Here is a 16,436-nt window from a genome sequence, read left to right on the forward strand (position 1 = left end):
CCGAGCACGAGGAGGCCGTCTACACCAACATCGCCTTCATGCAAGCCGTGCACGCCCGCAGCTACTCGTCTGTCTTCTCCACGCTCTCCAACACCCCGGAGATCGACGACGCCTATCGCTGGGCGGTACACAACGACGTCCTCCAGCAGCGCTGCAAGACCGTCCTGGCGCACTACTACGGCGACGACCCGCTCAAGCGGAAGGTCGCCTCCACTCTCCTGTCCTCCCTGCTGCTGTACGCAGGCTTCTACCTCCCGCTGCACTTCTCCACCCACGCTCTGCTCACCAACACCGCCGACATGATCCGGCTGATCCTGCGCGACAAGGCCGTGCACGGCTACTACTCCGGCTACAAATACCAGCGCGGCCTGGAGAAGCTCTCGGCCGCCGGACAGGCGGAGATGCGGGAGTTCACGCACGCCCTGCTGGAGGAGCTGTACCAACTGGAGCTCCAGTACTCGGGCGAACTGTACGAGCCCTTCGGGCTGATGGACGACGTGGCCGTCTTCGTCCGCTACAACGCCGACAAGGCGCTGATGAACCTGGGTTATCCCGCCAGGTTCGGCGCGGACCGGACCGAGGTCAACCCGGAGATCCTGGCGGCGCTGTCACCGGGCGCGGACGAGAACCACGACTTCTTCTCCGGCTCCGGCTCCTCCTACGTCATGGGCAAAGCGGAGGACACCGCCGACGACGACTGGGACTTCTGAGAGGTTCGCGAGTCCGATGCCTCGTCACGGCCGGGACAACCTGACGGCGAGGAAGAGCGGTTGCCGACGGGTCTTCCCGTAGCGACGCGGGTCGACGCCGCGGGCCTCCTCGGAGGCCCGCGGCTCCTCCAGGTCGTGCCGGCGTAGAACAGCCCTGTCTCCCGTCCGTTCCCGCGCTGTTTTCAGCAGGCTTTCGCTTCCGTCGAGTCCCATGACGGTCGCGGCACCGCGCTCCAGCAGCTCCGCGGCGTAGTGGCCCGCACCACACCCGAGATCGAGCACCCGCAGCCCACTCACGTCACCCGCGAGTCCCAGCATGGCCGGCCTGTCGGTGTATGCGTTGTAGGCGCTGTCCGTGGCCTGTGCCGCGAACAGTTCGCCCATCTCCCCGTGGTACGCGGTATCGGCTCTCATCCGGCCGATCCTCCCAGTCGGGCATCCGCCACGCCACGGAGTTGGTCGGATCAGGCATCGGAGGGCACCGGCCGTTGCCCCGGCCCGTCGTAGGCGGCAAGCGGGCGGATCAGGGCGTTGTGGCCGAGCTGTTCGGTGATGTGGGCGGTCCAGCCGGTGATGCGGCTCATCACGAAGATCGGAGTGAAAGCGGGGGTGTCGAAGCCCATCAGGTGATAGGCGAGGCCGGCCGGGTAGTCCAGGTTGGGGTGGATGCCCTTGCGGGAGAGCATGGCGTGCCGAAGGGCCGCGTGGAGGGCGGCCTTGCGGGTGACGTCTGGGTCGGCGGCCCGGGCGACCAGCCGGTCGAGAGCGTCCTGCATGATCGGGACGCGGGAGTCGCCGTACTTGTAGACCCGGTGACCGAAGCCCATGATCTTCCGCTTGGCGGCGAGGGCCTCGTCCAGCCACTGCTCGGCGCGTTGCGGGTCGCCGATCTCCGTGAGCATGTGCATCACGGCCTCGTTGGCACCACCGTGCAGGGGGCCCTTGAGGGCCCCGATCGCGGCGGTGACCGCGCTGTAGAGGTCGGAGAGGGTGGAAGTGACCACGCGGGCGGTGAACGTCGAGGCGTTGAAGCTGTGTTCGGCGTACAGCGTCAGGGAGATATCGAAGCAGCGGACCACGTCGGGGTCGGGCACGCTGCCGAAGCACATGTGGAAGAAGTTCTCGGCGTAGCCGAGGCCCGGGTCCGGCGGGATCGGGGCGAGGCCCCGCCGGCGGCGCTGGTCGGCGGCGACCACGGTCGGCAGTTTCGCCAGCAGGGTCAGGGACTTGGCACGGTTGGCGGCCGGGCTGTCGTCGTCCTCGGTGGGGTCCTCGGCACCGAAGTAGCTGACGGCGGTCCGCAGCACGTCCATCGGATGGCAGGTCTCGGGCAGCCTGGCGAGGAGTTCGGAGGTGGTGCGGTCCAGTGGGCGCAGGGCGCGTTCCCGGGCCTTGAAGCCGGCCAGTTGCCGCTCGTCGGGGAGTTCGCCGTACCAGAGCAGGTACGCGACCTCCTCGAAGCGGCGGCGGGCGGCCAGGTCCTGGACCGGATAGCCGCGGTAGGTGAGGGAGTTGGTCTCCTGGATGACGGTGGAGATCTCGGTGGTGTCGACGACGACACCGGCGAGGCCGCGGTGGATCTCGGGTGCGGTGGCGGTCATGGGTGCCTGCCTTCGGTGGTCAGGTGCCGGGCGGGAGGGTGAAGTCGAAGACGGCCGAGTCGAAGGCCGCGTAGTCGGCGTAGCCGAGGAGTTCGTACAGGCGGGAGCGGGTCTGTATGCGGGGCAGCAGGGACTCCTGGGTGCCCTCGGCCGCGAGCGTGCGCAGACCGTCCTCGACGGCGCCCATGGCGAGGCGCAGCAGGGTGACGGGGTAGAGGGCGATGTCGTAGCCGAGGTCCTGGAGGGTGCGCGTGTCCAGCCGGCGGCTCTTGCCGAACTCGGTCATGTTCGCGAGCAGCGGGACCGGGACCGCCTTGCGGAACGCCTCGAACTCCCGCTCGTCGGCGAGGGCTTCGGGGAAGATCGCGTCGGCGCCGGCGTCGACGTACGCCTTCGCGCGGCCGATCGCCGCCGCGAGGCCCTCGACGGCGCGCGCGTCGGTGCGGGCCATGAGGAGGAAGTCGGGGTCGCGGCGGGCGTCCACGGCGGCGCGGACACGACGGATCATCTCCTCGCGGGGGACGACGGACTTGCCGTCGAGGTGGCCGCAGCGCTTGGGGTTGACCTGGTCCTCCAGGTGGAGCCCCGCCAGGCCCGCGTCCTCCATCAGCTGGACCGTGCGGGCCGCGTTCATCGGCTCCCCGAAACCGGTGTCGGCGTCGATCAGGACGGGCAGGTCGGTGACCCGGGTCGTCTGCTGGGCGCGGGCGGCGATCTCGGTGGACGTGGTCAGGCCGATGTCCGGCAGGCCCAGGTCGGCGGCGAGGACGGCGCCGGAGAGATAGGCGGCCTCGAATCCGGTGTCCTGGATGAGCCGGGCGGAGATCGGGTTGAGGGCTCCGGGCATCACCAACAGGCGGTCCCCGGCGAGCCGTTCGCGCAGGGTGTGGCGGCGCTCGGCAGGGGTGGTGCGGGTGTGCAACATCAGAACAGCCCCTTCGGCAGGCTCGCGTCGCAGGCGGCCACGGCCTCGATGTCGACGGCGGGGAACAGGCCGTCCAGGTCGGAGGCGCCCAGCTCGGCCAGGTGCTCGGCGGCGGCCAGGAAGCGGTCCTGATCGGCAGAGGTGACCACGCCCTCGGTCAGGGTGCGGAACTTGCCGGCGTAGGCGGCCCGGTCGAAGGGATGGGCGCCGGCCGGGTGGGCGTCGGCGACGGCGAGTTCGTCCTCGATCAGCGTCCCGTCGTCCAGGGTGATCACCGCGCGTCCGCCGAACGCCCGGCGCTCCGGATCGGGGTCGTGGTAGCGGCGGGTCCACTCCGGATCCTCGACCGTGGTGATCTTCCGCCAGAGTTCGACGGTCTCCGGTCGGCGGGCCCGCTCGGGGGCGTAGGAGCGCTCATGGTGCCAGGTGCCGTCCTCCAGGGCGACGGCGAAAATGTACGGCACCGAGTGGTCGAGGGTCTCGCGGCTGGCCGCCGGGTCGTACTTCTGCGGGTCGTTCGCCCCGGAGCCGATGACGTGGTGGGTGTGGTGGCTGGTGTGCAGCACCACCGAGCGCACCTGCTCCAGCGGGCCGGTCTTCTCGCGCAGCCGCCGCGCCAGGTCGATGATCGCCTGCGCCTGGTACTCGGCGGAGTGCTCCTTGGTGTACGTGTCGAGGATGGCGCGGCGCGGCTCACCGGGTTCCGGGAGCAGCACCGTGTAGTCGGACTCGGGGCCGTCCAGCAGCCACGCCAGGAACCCGTCCTCGCCCTCGTAGATCGGCGAGGGCGAGGTCTCCCCACGCATCGCCCGGTCCACCGCCTCGATGGCCGCTTTGCCGGCGAAGGCGGGCGCATACGCCTTCCAGCTGGAGATCTCGCCCTTGCGGGACTGCCGCGTCGCGGTCGTGGTGTGCACGGCCTGCTGGACCGCCTGGTACACCGTCTCGGTCGGCAGTCGCAGCAGCGCGCCCAGACCGCAGGTGGTGGCCGCGCTCAGGTGGGCCACATGGTCGATGCGGTGCGCGTGCAGGCACATGCCCTTGACCAGGGCGACCTGGACCTCGCACGCGGCGACGACAGCGCGCAGCAGGTCGGCGCCGGTGCGGCCGGTGTGCTGAGCGACCGCGAGCAGGGGCGGGATGTTGTCGCCCGGGTGGGAGTAGTCGGCGGCCAGGTAGGTGTCGTGGAAGTCGAGTTCGCGTACGGCGGTTCCGTTGGCCCAGGCCGCCCACTCCGGGGAGACCCGGGCCGGGGTGCCGAAGACCGAGGCGCCGGGGGTGCTTGCACGGTGGGCGGTGGCCTGGGCGCGGGCGACCGCGACCGGGCGGCGCAGCAGGGCGGCCACGGCCACCGAGGCGTTGTCGATCACCCGGTTGACGGCCATGGTCACACTGTCGGCGTCCAGTTCCTCGGTGGCGGTGGCCACGGCGGCGAGCCGCCAGGCGAGCTGGTCCTCCCGGTGTAGCCGGTCGGCGCTGGGGTGGACACGGACGTGGTGCTCGATCACGGGACTCCTCGCGGTCTCGGGCGGCAGCGCCCGGACGTCGTCGGACGGCAGTGCCTGGTGCGGCTGTCTCTGAGCCTGCCCGCCGACAGACCACGGGGCCACTGGGCCACATTGCGGAATCCGTACACCGTGGAGGTGTGAATCTGCGAATCCTGCGAATTCTGCGAATGCTATCTTCGCAAGCAGGAAGCCCGTGATCGGTGCGACCGGGGAGGTGGGTGTCCATGGCCAGGCAACCGACCGAGCGGAAGATCTACGCTCACGCCAAGCTCCGTCGGCTGCGCCGGGAGCAGGGTATGAACCAGGTCGAGATGGCGCACGCCCTCGGTATCTCCGCCAGCTACGCCAACCAGCTCGAACAGAGCCAGCGCCCGTTGACCGCGCCCGTGCTGCTGCGGATCGCTGAGGTCTTCGGGGTGGACGCGGAGTTCTTCTCCGAGGCGAAGGAGGACCGGCTCGCCACCGATCTGCGGGCCGCGCTCGCCGACGAGGCGTGCGGGGTCGAACTGCCCGCCGCCGAGGAGATCGCCGAGGCCGCCCGCGACCATCCCGAGATGGCCCGCGCCCTGGTCGCCCTGCACCGCCGCTACCGCGACGCCGCCGAACAGGCCGCCGCGCTCGGTTCCCCGGGCTCGGCCGACGCCCTGCTGCCACCGAGCGAGCCGCACGACGAGGTCCGGGACTTCTTCTACGCCCACCACAACCACTTCGAGCCGCTGGACGCCGAGGCGGAGCGGATCGCCGAGGCCCTGGAACTGCGGCCGGGCCGCACGGCCGATCCGCTCGCCGCGCGTCTCGCCGAGCGGCACGGCGTCAAGGTGGTGCGGACCACCGCCGGCCGGTCCGCCGATGCCCGGCGCTTCGACCCGGACACCGGGCTGCTGTTCCTCTCCCCCTGGCTCAGTGACGGCCAGCGCGCCTTCCAACTGGCCACCCAGCTGGCCCTGCTGGAGCACGACCCACTGCTCGCCCAGCTCGCCGACAGCGCACCGGAACTGACCGCACCCGAGTCGCCGGCGCTGGCCCGTATCGGGCTGGCAAACTACTTCGCGGGCGCGCTGCTCATGCCGTACACCGCCTTCCACACCGCGGCCGAGGAGGTGCGTTACGACATCGAGCTGCTGTCGGCCCGGTTCGGCGTCGGCTTCGAGACCGTCTGCCACCGGCTGAGCACTCTCCAGCGCACCGGACGGCGGGGCGTGCCGTTCTCGTTCCTGCGGGTCGACCGCGCCGGGAACATCTCCAAACGCCAGTCCGCAACCGACTTCCACTTCTCCCGGCTCGGCGGCACCTGCCCGCTGTGGACGGTGTACGAGGCGTTCTCCGCTCCCGGCCGGATACTCACCCAGGTCGCCGAGATGCCCGACGGCAAGCGGTACTTCTGGATCGCACGGACCATCACCCGCGGTGGCTTCGCCCATCACGCCCCGCGTGCCGAGTTCGCCATCGCGCTCGGCTGCGAACTGCGGCACGCACACCGGCTCGTCTACGCCGAGGGCATCGCTCTTGACGACCCCCGCGCCGCCACCCCGATCGGCCTCGGCTGCCGCATCTGTGAGCGCCGCGACTGCGCCCAGCGCGCCCGGCCCCCGGCCGGTGGCCGACTCGCCGTCGACCCCGACCGGCGTACGTACGTGCCCTACCCGGTGGAGACCGGCACATCGTGAAGCGATCAGGCGGCCGGCCGTGGGCATGGTCAGGTCTGCTCCCCGCTCCGGTCCCGGATGGCTCGTACGATGCCGGAGAAGTCCTCCGCGGCTCCGGCGCGTTCGGCGTAGGCGGCGTACAACTCAGCGGCTCGCATGCCCAGTTCGGCGTTCACGCCACCGGCGCGGGCCGCGTTCGCCGCCAGTCCGAGGTCCTTGGCCATGAGGGAGGCGGCGAAGCCCGGACGGTAGTCGCGGTTGGCCGGGCTGGCCGGAACGGGGCCAGGGACCGGGCAGTTGACGCTGAGCGCCCAGCATTGGCCGGAGGCGGTCGAGGCCACGTCGTACAGGGCTTGGTGGGACAGGCCGAGGCTCTCGCCGAGGACGAACGCCTCACTGACGACGATCATGGAGACGCCGAGGATCATGTTGTTGCAGATCTTGGCGGCCTGTCCGGCGCCCGGCCCGCCGCAGTGCACGGCCTTCTTGCCCATGGCTTCCAGCAGCGGCCGGGCCTCGGCGAACTCGGCTCCGCCCCCGCCGGCCATGAAGGTGAGGGTGGCGGCCTCGGCGCCGACGACGCCGCCGGAGACCGGGGCGTCCAGGGCCCGCATCCCGGCGGTGACGGCACGGTCGTGAGCCGTGCGGGCGTCGGCGACGTCGATGGTGGAACAGTCGACGAACAGGGTTCCGGGGCGGGCGGCACCGAGAATGTCGTCGTACAGGCCCAGGACGTGACGGCCGGCGGGCAGCATGCTGATCACGACGTCCACGTCCGCGACAGCGTCCCGGGCGGAGGCTGCGGGCTCCAGGCCGGCCCCGGGGGTGACCACGAGGTCGTAACCGCGCACCCGGTGGCCGGCCTTGACGAGGTTGGCGGCCATGGGGGCACCCATGTGTCCGAGTCCGATGAATGCGACGGATCGGCTCACCAGGCCACCTCCTGGGCGGTGTCGGGTCCGGCGAGCCCGAGTTCGCGCTCGCCGAGGGAGGTGAAGAAGCGCGCCACGTCGGCGTCGGTGACCTCGGCGAGGGTAGCCGGGTCCCAGTGCGGGTCGCGGTCCTTGTCGATCACCTGGGCGCGGATGCCCTCCAGGAGGTCGTGGGTGGCGAGGGCGGCGCAGGAGACCCGGTACTCCTGGTCCAGGACCCGCTCCAGAGCGCCGAGGTGCCGGGCGCGACGCAGAGCCTTCAGGGCGACCTTCAGGGCAGTGGGTGACTTGGTGAGCAGGGTCTCGGCCGTCTCCTTCGCGGCCGGGTCGCCGTGGGCGAGCAGCCGCTGGACGATCTCCTCGACCGTGTCGGCGGCATAGCAGGCGTCGATCCACTCCCGGTGGCCGGCAAGATTCCCCTCCGGCGCCGGGCCTACGTGCCGGGTGAGCGCCTCGTGCACGGGCAGGTCGGCGAGGTCGGCCACCAGCCGTCGGAGCTGGTCAGCCGGGACACAATGGTCGGCGAGCCCGCACAACAGCGCGTCGTCGGCACCGATTTGAGAGCCCGTCAGTGCCAGGTGGGTGCCCAGTTCACCGGGCACGAGGGCGAGCAGGTAGGTACCGCCGACATCGGGGACGAAGCCGATGCCGGTCTCCGGCATGGCGATCCTCGACCGCTCGGTGACGATACGGACGCTGCCGTGCGCCGAGACACCGACACCGCCGCCCATGACGATGCCGTCCATGACGGCGACGCAGGGCTTGGGGTAGCGGGCGATGTGGGCGTTGAGGCGGTATTCGTCGCGCCAGAAGGCGGTCGAGGCCGTGCCGTCGCCGGTGCGGGCATCATGGTGGATGGTCCGGATGTCCCCGCCCGCGCACAGGCCGCGGGCCCCCGCACCGGTGATGACGACGGTGTCGACAGCCGGGTCGTCCTCCCACTCGGTCAGGGCTTCGGCGATGCGCAGCACCATCTCGTGCGACAGCGCGTTCAGTGCTTTCGGCCGGTTGAGAGTGATGTGCGCGGCCCGTCCGGTGCGGTGCAGCAGGACGGACGCTTCGGCGCCGGTCATCCGAACGCCTCCGTCAGGCCTCGGGCCACGATGACGCGCATGATCTCGTTGCTTCCTTCCAGGATCTGGTGGACCCGCAGGTCCCGGACGATCTTCTCGATGCCGTACTCGCTGAGGTAGCCGTAGCCGCCGTGCAGTTGCAGCGCCCGGTCGGCCACCGAGTAGCCGGTGTCGGTGGCGTACCTCTTCGCCATCGCGCACAGGTACGGCGCCTGCGGGTCACCCCGGTCGAGGGCCTGGGCGGCCTGCTGGACCAGGGCCCGGGCGGCGGCGAGTTCGGTCGCCATGTCGGCGAGGCGGAAGCGCAGAGCCTGGGCGTCGAGGAGGCGTTGTCCGAACGCCTCCCGGTCGGCGAGGTGGGCGAGGCTGCGGTCGAGCGCGCTGCGGGCGCCACCCAGGGAGCAGGCGGCAATGCCGAGCCGGCCACCGTTGAGACCGTTCATGGCGATACGGAAGCCCTGTCCCTCGCGGCCGAGGAGCCGGTCAGCGGGCAGCCGGACGGCGTCCAGCACGACCTGCCGGGTGGGCTGGGCGTTCCAGCCCATCTTGCGTTCGTTCGGGCCGAAGGTGACGCCGCGGTCGTCCTTGTCGACGACGAACGCGGAGATCCCGTCGGAACCGGCGCCGCCGGTGCGGGCCATCACCACATACAGGTGAGAGGCGCCCGCGCCGGAGATGAACTGTTTGACGCCGGTGAGCACCCAGTGGTCGCCCTCGCGGACGGCGCGGGTGGTGAGGGCCGCCGCATCCGAACCTGCGCCCGGTTCGGTCAGGCAGTAGCTGGCCAGGTCCTCCATGGCGCACAGGCGGGGCAGCCACCGCTCGCGCTGGGCGTCGTCGCCGTACCGGTCCACCATCCAGGCGACCATGTTGTGGATGGAGAGATATCCGGCGATGGAGGGGCAGCCGGAGGCGAGGGCCTCGAAGACGAGAACGCCGTCGGCGCGGGTGAGGCCGGAGCCGCCGGACGCCTCACGGACATAGCTGCCGCCGAGGCCGAGCCCGGCGGCCTTGCGCAGGACGTCCACCGGGAAGTGCTTGTCCCGGTCCCAGTCCAGGGCGTGCGGAGCAAGGTGGTCCTGGGCGAAGTCGAGAGTGGTCTCCACGAGGGCCTGCTGGTCCTCGCTGAGCAGAGTGAAGGTCATCGTCCGCTCACCCCATCGTCGGGATCGTGAAGCTCGCGCCCTCCCGCAGGCCGGCGGGCCAGCGCGAAGTGACCGTCTTCGTACGGGTGTAGAAGCGGATCGAGTCGGGACCGTGCTGGTTGAGGTCGGTCGCGACACCGTTGCCGTAGGCATGCTCGCCGGGCAGACGCAGGGCCTCCGCGTAGTCGGCGGCGCGGACGACCGACAGGGCCGGGCCGAAGATCTCCTCCTGGTAGATGCGCATCCCCGGGGTGACCCGGTCGAAGAGCGAGGCGCCGGCGAAGAACCCGTTCTCGTGGCCGAGGAGCGTGAAGTCCCGTCCGTCCAGGACGAGTTCGGCGCCCTCCACGACACAGGGTCCCGATGCGCTCCTTGAGGCGGGCGACAAGCGGGACGGCGACGGAGATCGCCATGCAGCGCTCCCCTGCCGAGCCGTACAGGGTGTCAACGGCCTCCCGGGCGATGAACTGGGTGATGCCGGCGACCACACCGAGGGGTGCGCGCAACGAGTCCTGGACCTCGCCGGTGTCGGGGTCGTACACATCGCCGTAGGCCCCCGATGTTCCCGGGGTGTGCCTTCCGCCGATGAAGTGAGTCAGTTCGCGCACGGGGGCGCGGTCTTGGGTACGGACCATGGGTGCCTGCTCTCGTCAGGTGATCCGGATGGCGCGCCGGACCGGCACACGGAGACGCGGTGGCGTACGTACGCGTGCCTGAGCGGCGCGAGAACGCGGCTGGCGTGGCAGCCGTCAGGCGGTGACGGCCGGAGGTCGGTGATCTGTCCGGTATCGAACGCGCCCTGGGACGGGTCTGCCGGAAGCGTGGATGCGCACCGGTGCCATGCGTGTCAGCTCCATCCTCGTGGACAACACGGAACATCCCGCGGCCGGTATCCTGACTCCCGGATCAACGCGCGCCGTCCGCCTTCCCGACATCCAGCTCGTCAGTGGCGTCCTGCTCGACGGCACACTCCCCGGTCACAGTGGCGGGACCGTGCCGGAATCACACCGGCTTCCCTGCACCGCGGGCCTTGCTCACGACTATATGGTTGGACGTCCTAGCAAATCCAGCTCCCGATTGCGCCAGATGCCGTCGTGCCTGGTCAGCGGTGGTCGGCCGGGTCCGTTCGAGGTGTCGCGAAAGTGAGCGCCGAGCGGGCGCATCAACGGTCGTAGGGTCGCGGCATGCGCATCGTCTCTCTGCTGCCCGCCGCAACCGACATCGTCGCCGAGCTCGGCCTGTCCGCGCGGCTCGTCGGCCGCACCCACGAGTGCGACTGGCCGCCGCGCGAGATCGCATCGGTACCGGTGGTGACCGGCGCCGACCTCGATCAGAACCGGCTGACCAGCCGGGAGATCTCGGACGCGGTGGGCGGCGCGGCTCACTCCGGGTCCTCGCTCTACGTCCTCGACACAGAGGCACTCGCGGCCCTGCACCCCGACGTGGTCCTCACCCAGGACCTGTGCGAGGTGTGCGCCGTCTCCTCCGACAAGGTCAGCCGGACCGTACGACTGCTCGACGCGGACACCCGTGTCCTGAGCCTGGAGCCACGCACGCTCGACGACGTACTCGACTGCCTGGTCACGGTGGGCGAACTGCTGGGTGTGCGGGAGCGGGCGCGGCGGCGCCGGGCCGAGTTGCAGGCCCGTCTCGAACGGGTTCGGGCCTCGGTCACCGGACGCGACCGCCCCCGAGTGCTGTCCATCGAGTGGCTCGATCCGCTGTGGCCGGCCGGACACTGGGTACCCGAGCAGGTCACCGCCGCCGGAGGTACACCGCTCCTGGCCTCGCCCGGCGAACACACGAAACCGATGGCGTGGGAGGCGGTACGCGCCGCACGACCGGACGCCATCCTGGTCATGCCATGCGGCTTCCCACCCGAACGGACACTGCGCGAGTCGGAGCTGCTCACCGGGCTGCCGGGCTGGCAGGACCTGCCGGCCGTGCGGGCCGGACGCGTCTGGGTGCTGGACGGCCCGGCCTACTTCAACCGCCCCGGTCCCCGGGTGGTGCGTGGGGCGGAGCTGCTGGCCCAGGTCCTGCACGGGGTGCCGGCCGGGGAACCGGCGGCACCGGACGAGGCACGCCTTTTCTCCGCCGCGTAAGCACTACGCGTCTCGCAGAAGGCGGTCCACGTGAAGGCGCCCTTGTCCCGTGCTCAGGAACCGCCGAGCCGGATCGCCTTGATGAGCAGCAGCAGGGCGCTGAAGATCAGATAGCCGCGCAGCGCCATCATGCCCAGCCGGGTGCCGGCGGACCAGCGCACCGGGTGCAGGAGTGCCAGGGGCGGCATGCGCCAGGCCAGCTTCTCGGCCTGCGACATCACCGGGACCGGCCGCGCGGGCATGCGCCGTCGGCCGGCCCGGAGGGTGACAGCGGCCGCGATCAGGCCGGTGACCAGTGCACCCGCCGTCCAGATCGTGAGCCGGGTGACGTTGACCGCCGGGAAGAGCGTGGTCACCATCAGCGTGCCGGAGAGCGTCAGCAGGACGGCGATGATGACAGTGGCGACCACGTTCAGCCAGCGCGGGTTGACCCAGGGGCCGAGCACTTCGGTGTCGTTGCACAGCAGGAGCAGGAACGCACTGGCGGAGGGCAGCAGCAACCCGGCCAGGGCCTGCACGGCCAGGGTGATCAGACCGAGCGGCGCGCCCGGAATGAGGACGATGCCCGCCGCGACCAGGACCAGCAGGCTGTAGGAGGCGTAGAACTGCTTGGCCTCGCCGAAGCTGCGGTGCAGGGAGTGACGCAGGTTGAAGACATCACCGAAGGCGTAGCTGGTGGCCAGGGTGACGGCGGCCGCTCCGATGATGCTGGCGTCCAGCAGGACGATGGCGAACAGCACGCCGAGCAGCGGGTCATGACGGCCGAGGGCATCGGCGACTCCGCCGGCATCGGTGAACCGTCCGTGGGCGATGCTGCCCCGGGTCGCGAAGTCGGCGACCATGACCAATGCGGCGGCGCCCGCGACGACCACGAGGGAGCCGATCACCGTGTCGGCGCGCTCATAGCCGATGAAGCGGGGGGTGATGCGTTTGTCGATCACGTTGGACTGCTGGAAGAACAGCTGCCATGGGGCGACGGTGGTGCCGACGATCGCGATGATCAGCAGTACCGCTTCGCTGGTGACGCCGCCCTGGATGCCGGGTACCACGAAGTCGTGCGCCGCCCGGCCCCACTGCGGCTGGGACATGAGGGTCAGCGGGATCAGCAGCAGGCTGGCGCCGATGAAGGCGAACATGGCGCGCTCCCAGCGGCGGAAGGAACCGCTGGCGGCCACGGCGATCAGGATGACGGCGGCTACCGGGACCACGACGTACCGCGAGACGCCGAGGTATTCGGAGGCCAGGGAGACGCCGATGAACTCGGTCACGATGGTGAGGAAGTTGAGGAGGAAGAGGTCACCGACGCTGAACCAGCCCCAGAAGCGGCCGAACCGCTCGGTGATCAGGCGCGCATGGCCGACACCGGTGACGGCGCCCAGCCGTACGACCATCTCCTGGTTGACGATCAGGACGGGGATGAGCAGGAGCAGCACCCACAACAGTGAGTAGCCGTGGTTCTGGCCCGCTTGTGCATAGGTGGCGATGCCGCCCGCGTCGTTGTCGCCGACCATCACGATGATGCCCGGGCCGACGATGGCCAGCAGGGTCAGCAGGCGGGCCCTGAAGCCGGGGCGTTCCTCGATGCGGGCGTGGGGGACGTGGCCGAAGGCCCCCTGGATCTCGCTGAGGCGGGCCTCGGCGAGCACGGGACCGGGCCGTGCGGGGCGGGGTCGCGGGGCGGGGTGGGGGGTGCCCCTCTTCGCGGGCGGTTCAGCGGGACGCTGCGGTGGCCCCGGCGTACGCTCCGGACGCTGCCGCCCCGGTGGCTCCGAGGTTCGCTTCTGCGCGGCCGGTCCGGGAGGCCGCTGCTGCTCCGCCGGGCGGGGCTCTGCCGGTCCGGTGGGGCTCTCCGCGTGGCCCGCGGGCTGGGGATGCCCGGGCTCCTGACGGGCCGGGGGTTCCCGGCGGGGCGGCTGCGGGGGCTCGGGGCGGCCCGCTCCTCGGGTCGGCCGGTCGTCTTCGGTCATGATCCGGGCGGCCTGTCGTGCGGTGAGCCGCCAGGTCCGGGCTCTTCCACATGGTGGGCCGGGTGCGGTGCGGGCTCGCGTCGGCGCCAGTCCTCCGGGATGACCACGTCGAGCACGTCGTCGACCGTGATGACGCCCACGATGCGGTGCTCGTCGTCGACCACCGGCACGGTGAGCAGGTTGTAGTCGGTCATCAGCAGGGCGACGTCCTCGACGTCGGTGTCCGGACCGGCCCGGACCGGGTCGCGGTCCGCCACGTCGTCCAGCCGTGCCACCGGGTCGGCCTGCAGCAGTTCCACCAGGGTGACCACGCCGCGCAGCCGCTGTGCCTCTCCGACCAGGTACACGCTGGTCAGCGCCTCGGGCTGGAGGGCACGGGCCTCGCCCGCCGCCCGCAGCGCCGCCGCCACGGTGCTGCTGCCCGTCATGGTGAGAACGTCGAGCGCCATCAATCCACCCGCGCTGGAGGGGTTGAACCCCATCAGCGTCAGTACCTTGGTGCGCTGCCCGGCGGGGAGCGCGTCCAGTACGGGCTGGCGCCGACTCTGCGGGAGATCGTTGATGGCGTCCGCGGCGTCGTCGGCACGCATCCGGGCGATCACCTGGGCGATCTCGGCGTCGCTGCGCTCGCGCAGCAGACGCGTCTGCGAGTCCGGCTCCAGCTCCTCGAACACATCCGCTTCGAGCTCCGGATCGGCGTGGACCGTCTGCAGGATCTCATGCGACTCCGTACGGTTGGCGTCCTCCAGCAGATCCGCGAGGTCGGCCGGCTTGAGCCGGCCGAGACGGGCGAACGGCCCGCGCACCCCGGCGGAGCGGGCGTGACCGATCAGCGGCTCGAAGGACTTCCAGTCACGCCAGTCGGGGTGTGCGGCACGGCCGCCGGGGAAGCCCCGAAGGCGGGGCGGCCGCCGCGTGTCCAGGCAGGTCAGCGCCCACCCGTCCGGCCGCCGCTCCAGCTCGATGTCGTACGCCCGGACCAGCTCGACATCGGCCACATCGATGACCCGGTGGCCCAGCACGTCCGCCCGCAGCAGCACCTCTCTCGCGCGCCGCTCGAAGTGACGCAGGTCCACCCGCGGGCTGCTCAGAGTGATCTTCCCCTCGTCCAGATCGGCGACCTGCTCGGCGGGCACGAAGACCTCGCGCCCGCCCACCTTGGCGACCAGCCCGGTGACCAGCGGATAGTCCCGCCCCCGCAGCCGCACGATGACGTCGGAGAGCCTCCCCACCACCTCGCCGTCGCCCCCGACCAGCGGCCGGCGCAATAGCTGCGCAAGGTGTACGCGTGTCACACCTTCACGGTAGACATACCTTCACCAATCGGGACAGAAGGCCGCCATGGCGTGCCGCCGTGTCGGGAAAGCCCGGCAGATCCGCCACGCGCGGGCTCACGGACTACAGCGCTGGGAGGCTGACCGCATCCCACGCTCACCGTGCCGTGTCTCCGCTGGGTTCGAAGCGGTAGCCCATGCGGGGCTCGGTGATCAGATAGCGCGGATGCGCCGGGTCGGGCTCGAGCTTGTGGCGCAGGCCCGAGATATTGATACGCAGATAGTTGGAGTGCTGGTCGTGGCCCGGTCCCCAGATATTGCGCAGCAGTTGACGGCCGGTGAGCAATCGTCCGGGATTGCGCAACAGCGTGGCGAGCAGCTGCCATTCCTTGGGCGTGAGGTGGACGGTCTCGCCGCGTCCCGCCTCGCCCACCACGGTGCAGGCGGTCAGGTCGACGGCGTAGTCGCCGACAGTGACGGTCCGGGGTCCGCCGCCGCGGTCCGTACGACGCAGCACGGCACGCAACCGGGCCAGCAGCTCCTCCATGGCGAACGGCTTGGTCACGTAGTCGTCGGAGCCCGCGTCCAGGACCTCGGCGACATCGGCGGGTGCGGCATGCTCCGACAGCGCGATGAGCGGCATGGACGACCAGGACCGCAGACCGGTGATCAGGTCGATACCGTCGGCGTCCGGCAGGTCGACGTCGACGATCGCGCCGTCCGGCGGCTTGCTGGAGGCCAGGCGCAGGGCACTCCTTGCGTCGGGCGCGGTGGCGACGGCGTAGCCCTGCGCGGTGAGACTGACGTCCAGGGCGCGCAACAGCTGCGGCTCGTGGTCGACGACCAGCAGGTGACGCGTCATCTCGGCACCACTCCTTGTGTGACGCATGGTGCGGGGGGCGTGTTCATCGTTGCTTCAACGCGGCCAGATCGTGGTCGAGCCGGACGACGTTGACGCTTTCCTGCCCCAGGAAACCCAGCGGACGGCCGCTGATGTGCTCGGCGACGAGCTTGCGGACCGTGGCCGGGTCCAGCCCACGGGACTTCGCCACCCGGTTCACCTGCTCGTAGGCGTACGCGGGTGAGATGTCCGGATCGAGACCGGAGCCGGAGGCGGTGACCGCGTCGGCGGGGACATTCCCCGGCCTGACCCCGTCGAACGCGGCCACGGCGGCGCGGCGCTGGGCGATTGTCTTGATCAGGATGGCGTTGTTGGGGCCCAGGTTGGAGGCGCCGGAGCTGGTGGGGTCGTAGCCGGTCCGTCCCGCCGCGGACGGGCGGGGCTGGAACCACTTGGGGTCGGGTGCCGGCGTGGTCTGGCCCTTGCGCAGCGGGAGGCTGAAGTTCTGGCCGATGCGGGCGGAGGCGACCGGACGCCCGTTGTCCTTGATCATGGCACCGTTGGCCTGGTACGGAAAGAGTCCCTGAGCGATGCCGGTGACGGCCAGCGGGTAGGCGATGCCGGTGATCACGGTGAACACCAGCAGCATGCGCAGCGCCGCCAGGTGGTGGCGGACCACGTGAGCGAGAGTGCCGAGCACGGGGTTCTC

The 16,436-nt window shown here is 70.9% G+C and carries 14 protein-coding genes, 1 pseudogene and 1 riboswitch; of the genes and pseudogenes, 3 read left to right on the forward strand and 12 right to left on the reverse strand.

Annotation, left to right across the window (positions count from 1 at the left end):
• Window positions 1–710 (forward strand): ribonucleotide-diphosphate reductase subunit beta (locus tag CTZ28_RS38480; protein ID WP_121894407.1); only part of this gene is annotated, 710 nt, incomplete at its 5' end.
• Window positions 711–734: 24 nt separating this feature from the next.
• On the opposite strand, the gene CTZ28_RS38485 is transcribed toward CTZ28_RS38480, so the two are convergent.
• The 4 genes from CTZ28_RS38485 to CTZ28_RS38500 are packed head-to-tail and all read right to left on the reverse strand — an operon-like array spanning window position 735 to window position 4,744.
• The gene (locus tag CTZ28_RS38485) at window positions 735–1,124 is read right to left on the reverse strand and encodes a class I SAM-dependent methyltransferase (RefSeq protein ID WP_121894408.1); all 390 of its coding nucleotides are present in this window, start codon (window positions 1,122–1,124) and stop codon (window positions 735–737) included.
• A gap of 50 nt (window positions 1,125–1,174) precedes the next feature.
• The gene (locus CTZ28_RS38490; RefSeq protein WP_121894409.1) at window positions 1,175–2,311 is read right to left on the reverse strand and encodes a bifunctional 2-methylcitrate synthase/citrate synthase; all 1,137 of its coding nucleotides are present in this window, start codon (window positions 2,309–2,311) and stop codon (window positions 1,175–1,177) included.
• 19 nt (window positions 2,312–2,330) lie between these two features.
• Window positions 2,331–3,236, reverse strand: coding sequence for a methylisocitrate lyase (prpB, locus tag CTZ28_RS38495; RefSeq protein ID WP_121894410.1), 906 nt, complete (start codon window positions 3,234–3,236; stop codon window positions 2,331–2,333).
• Window positions 3,236–4,744 (reverse strand): MmgE/PrpD family protein, encoded by a 1,509-nt coding sequence (locus CTZ28_RS38500; protein ID WP_121894411.1) that lies wholly within the window; start codon window positions 4,742–4,744, stop codon window positions 3,236–3,238. The genes prpB and CTZ28_RS38500 overlap by 1 nt, the downstream gene beginning before the upstream one ends.
• A 224-nt stretch (window positions 4,745–4,968) precedes the next feature.
• Between CTZ28_RS38500 and CTZ28_RS38505 the strand changes: the two genes are divergently transcribed.
• Window positions 4,969–6,411 (forward strand): short-chain fatty acyl-CoA regulator family protein, encoded by a 1,443-nt coding sequence (locus CTZ28_RS38505; RefSeq protein WP_121894412.1) that lies wholly within the window; start codon window positions 4,969–4,971, stop codon window positions 6,409–6,411.
• Between the two features lie 29 nt (window positions 6,412–6,440).
• Here CTZ28_RS38505 and mmsB read toward each other — a convergent pair whose 3' ends face one another.
• The 4 genes and pseudogenes from mmsB to CTZ28_RS38525 all read right to left on the reverse strand — a co-directional run.
• Complete coding sequence (mmsB, locus tag CTZ28_RS38510) at window positions 6,441–7,322, reverse strand: 3-hydroxyisobutyrate dehydrogenase (protein ID WP_121894413.1); 882 nt, start codon at window positions 7,320–7,322, stop codon at window positions 6,441–6,443.
• Window positions 7,319–8,395 carry an enoyl-CoA hydratase/isomerase family protein gene (locus tag CTZ28_RS38515; RefSeq protein WP_121894414.1) on the reverse strand — a complete coding sequence of 359 codons (1,077 nt, stop codon included), beginning with the start codon at window positions 8,393–8,395 and terminating at the stop codon, window positions 7,319–7,321. Before CTZ28_RS38515 ends, mmsB begins: the two co-directional genes overlap by 4 nt.
• Window positions 8,392–9,540, reverse strand: coding sequence for an acyl-CoA dehydrogenase family protein (locus CTZ28_RS38520; RefSeq protein WP_121894415.1), 1,149 nt, complete (start codon window positions 9,538–9,540; stop codon window positions 8,392–8,394). Before CTZ28_RS38520 ends, CTZ28_RS38515 begins: the two co-directional genes overlap by 4 nt.
• Window positions 9,541–9,547: 7 nt before the next feature.
• Window positions 9,548–9,977: pseudogene (locus CTZ28_RS38525) on the reverse strand (aldehyde dehydrogenase family protein); the annotation flags it as partial.
• A gap of 430 nt (window positions 9,978–10,407) precedes the next feature.
• A riboswitch (cobalamin riboswitch) is annotated at window positions 10,408–10,581 on the reverse strand.
• 143 nt (window positions 10,582–10,724) lie between these two features.
• On the opposite strand from CTZ28_RS38525, the gene CTZ28_RS38530 reads away from it, so the two are divergent.
• A complete protein-coding gene (locus CTZ28_RS38530) occupies window positions 10,725–11,645 on the forward strand; it encodes a cobalamin-binding protein (protein WP_121894416.1) in 921 nt (306 codons plus the stop codon).
• Window positions 11,646–11,698: 53 nt separating this feature from the next.
• Here the strand turns inward: CTZ28_RS38530 and CTZ28_RS38535 are convergent, their stop codons facing one another.
• The 4 genes from CTZ28_RS38535 to kdpC all read right to left on the reverse strand — a co-directional run bounded on the left by CTZ28_RS38535 (window position 11,699) and on the right by kdpC (window position 16,427).
• On the reverse strand, window positions 11,699–13,291 hold the full coding sequence (locus CTZ28_RS38535) for an NRAMP family divalent metal transporter (protein ID WP_121894417.1): 1,593 nt from the start codon (window positions 13,289–13,291) through the stop codon (window positions 11,699–11,701).
• A gap of 317 nt (window positions 13,292–13,608) precedes the next feature.
• Window positions 13,609–14,907, reverse strand: a complete 1,299-nt coding sequence (locus tag CTZ28_RS38540; protein ID WP_121894418.1) for a magnesium transporter MgtE N-terminal domain-containing protein — start codon at window positions 14,905–14,907, stop codon at window positions 13,609–13,611.
• Window positions 14,908–15,043: 136 nt separating this feature from the next.
• Window positions 15,044–15,748, reverse strand: coding sequence for a response regulator (locus CTZ28_RS38545; RefSeq protein WP_121894419.1), 705 nt, complete (start codon window positions 15,746–15,748; stop codon window positions 15,044–15,046).
• A 43-nt stretch (window positions 15,749–15,791) separates the two neighbouring features.
• On the reverse strand, window positions 15,792–16,427 hold the full coding sequence (gene kdpC / locus CTZ28_RS38550) for a potassium-transporting ATPase subunit KdpC (protein ID WP_121894420.1): 636 nt from the start codon (window positions 16,425–16,427) through the stop codon (window positions 15,792–15,794).
• Window positions 16,428–16,436 lie beyond the last annotated feature (9 nt).

The organism is Streptomyces shenzhenensis, from assembly GCF_003688995.1.
Lineage (GTDB): Bacteria > Actinomycetota > Actinomycetes > Streptomycetales > Streptomycetaceae > Streptomyces > Streptomyces shenzhenensis_A.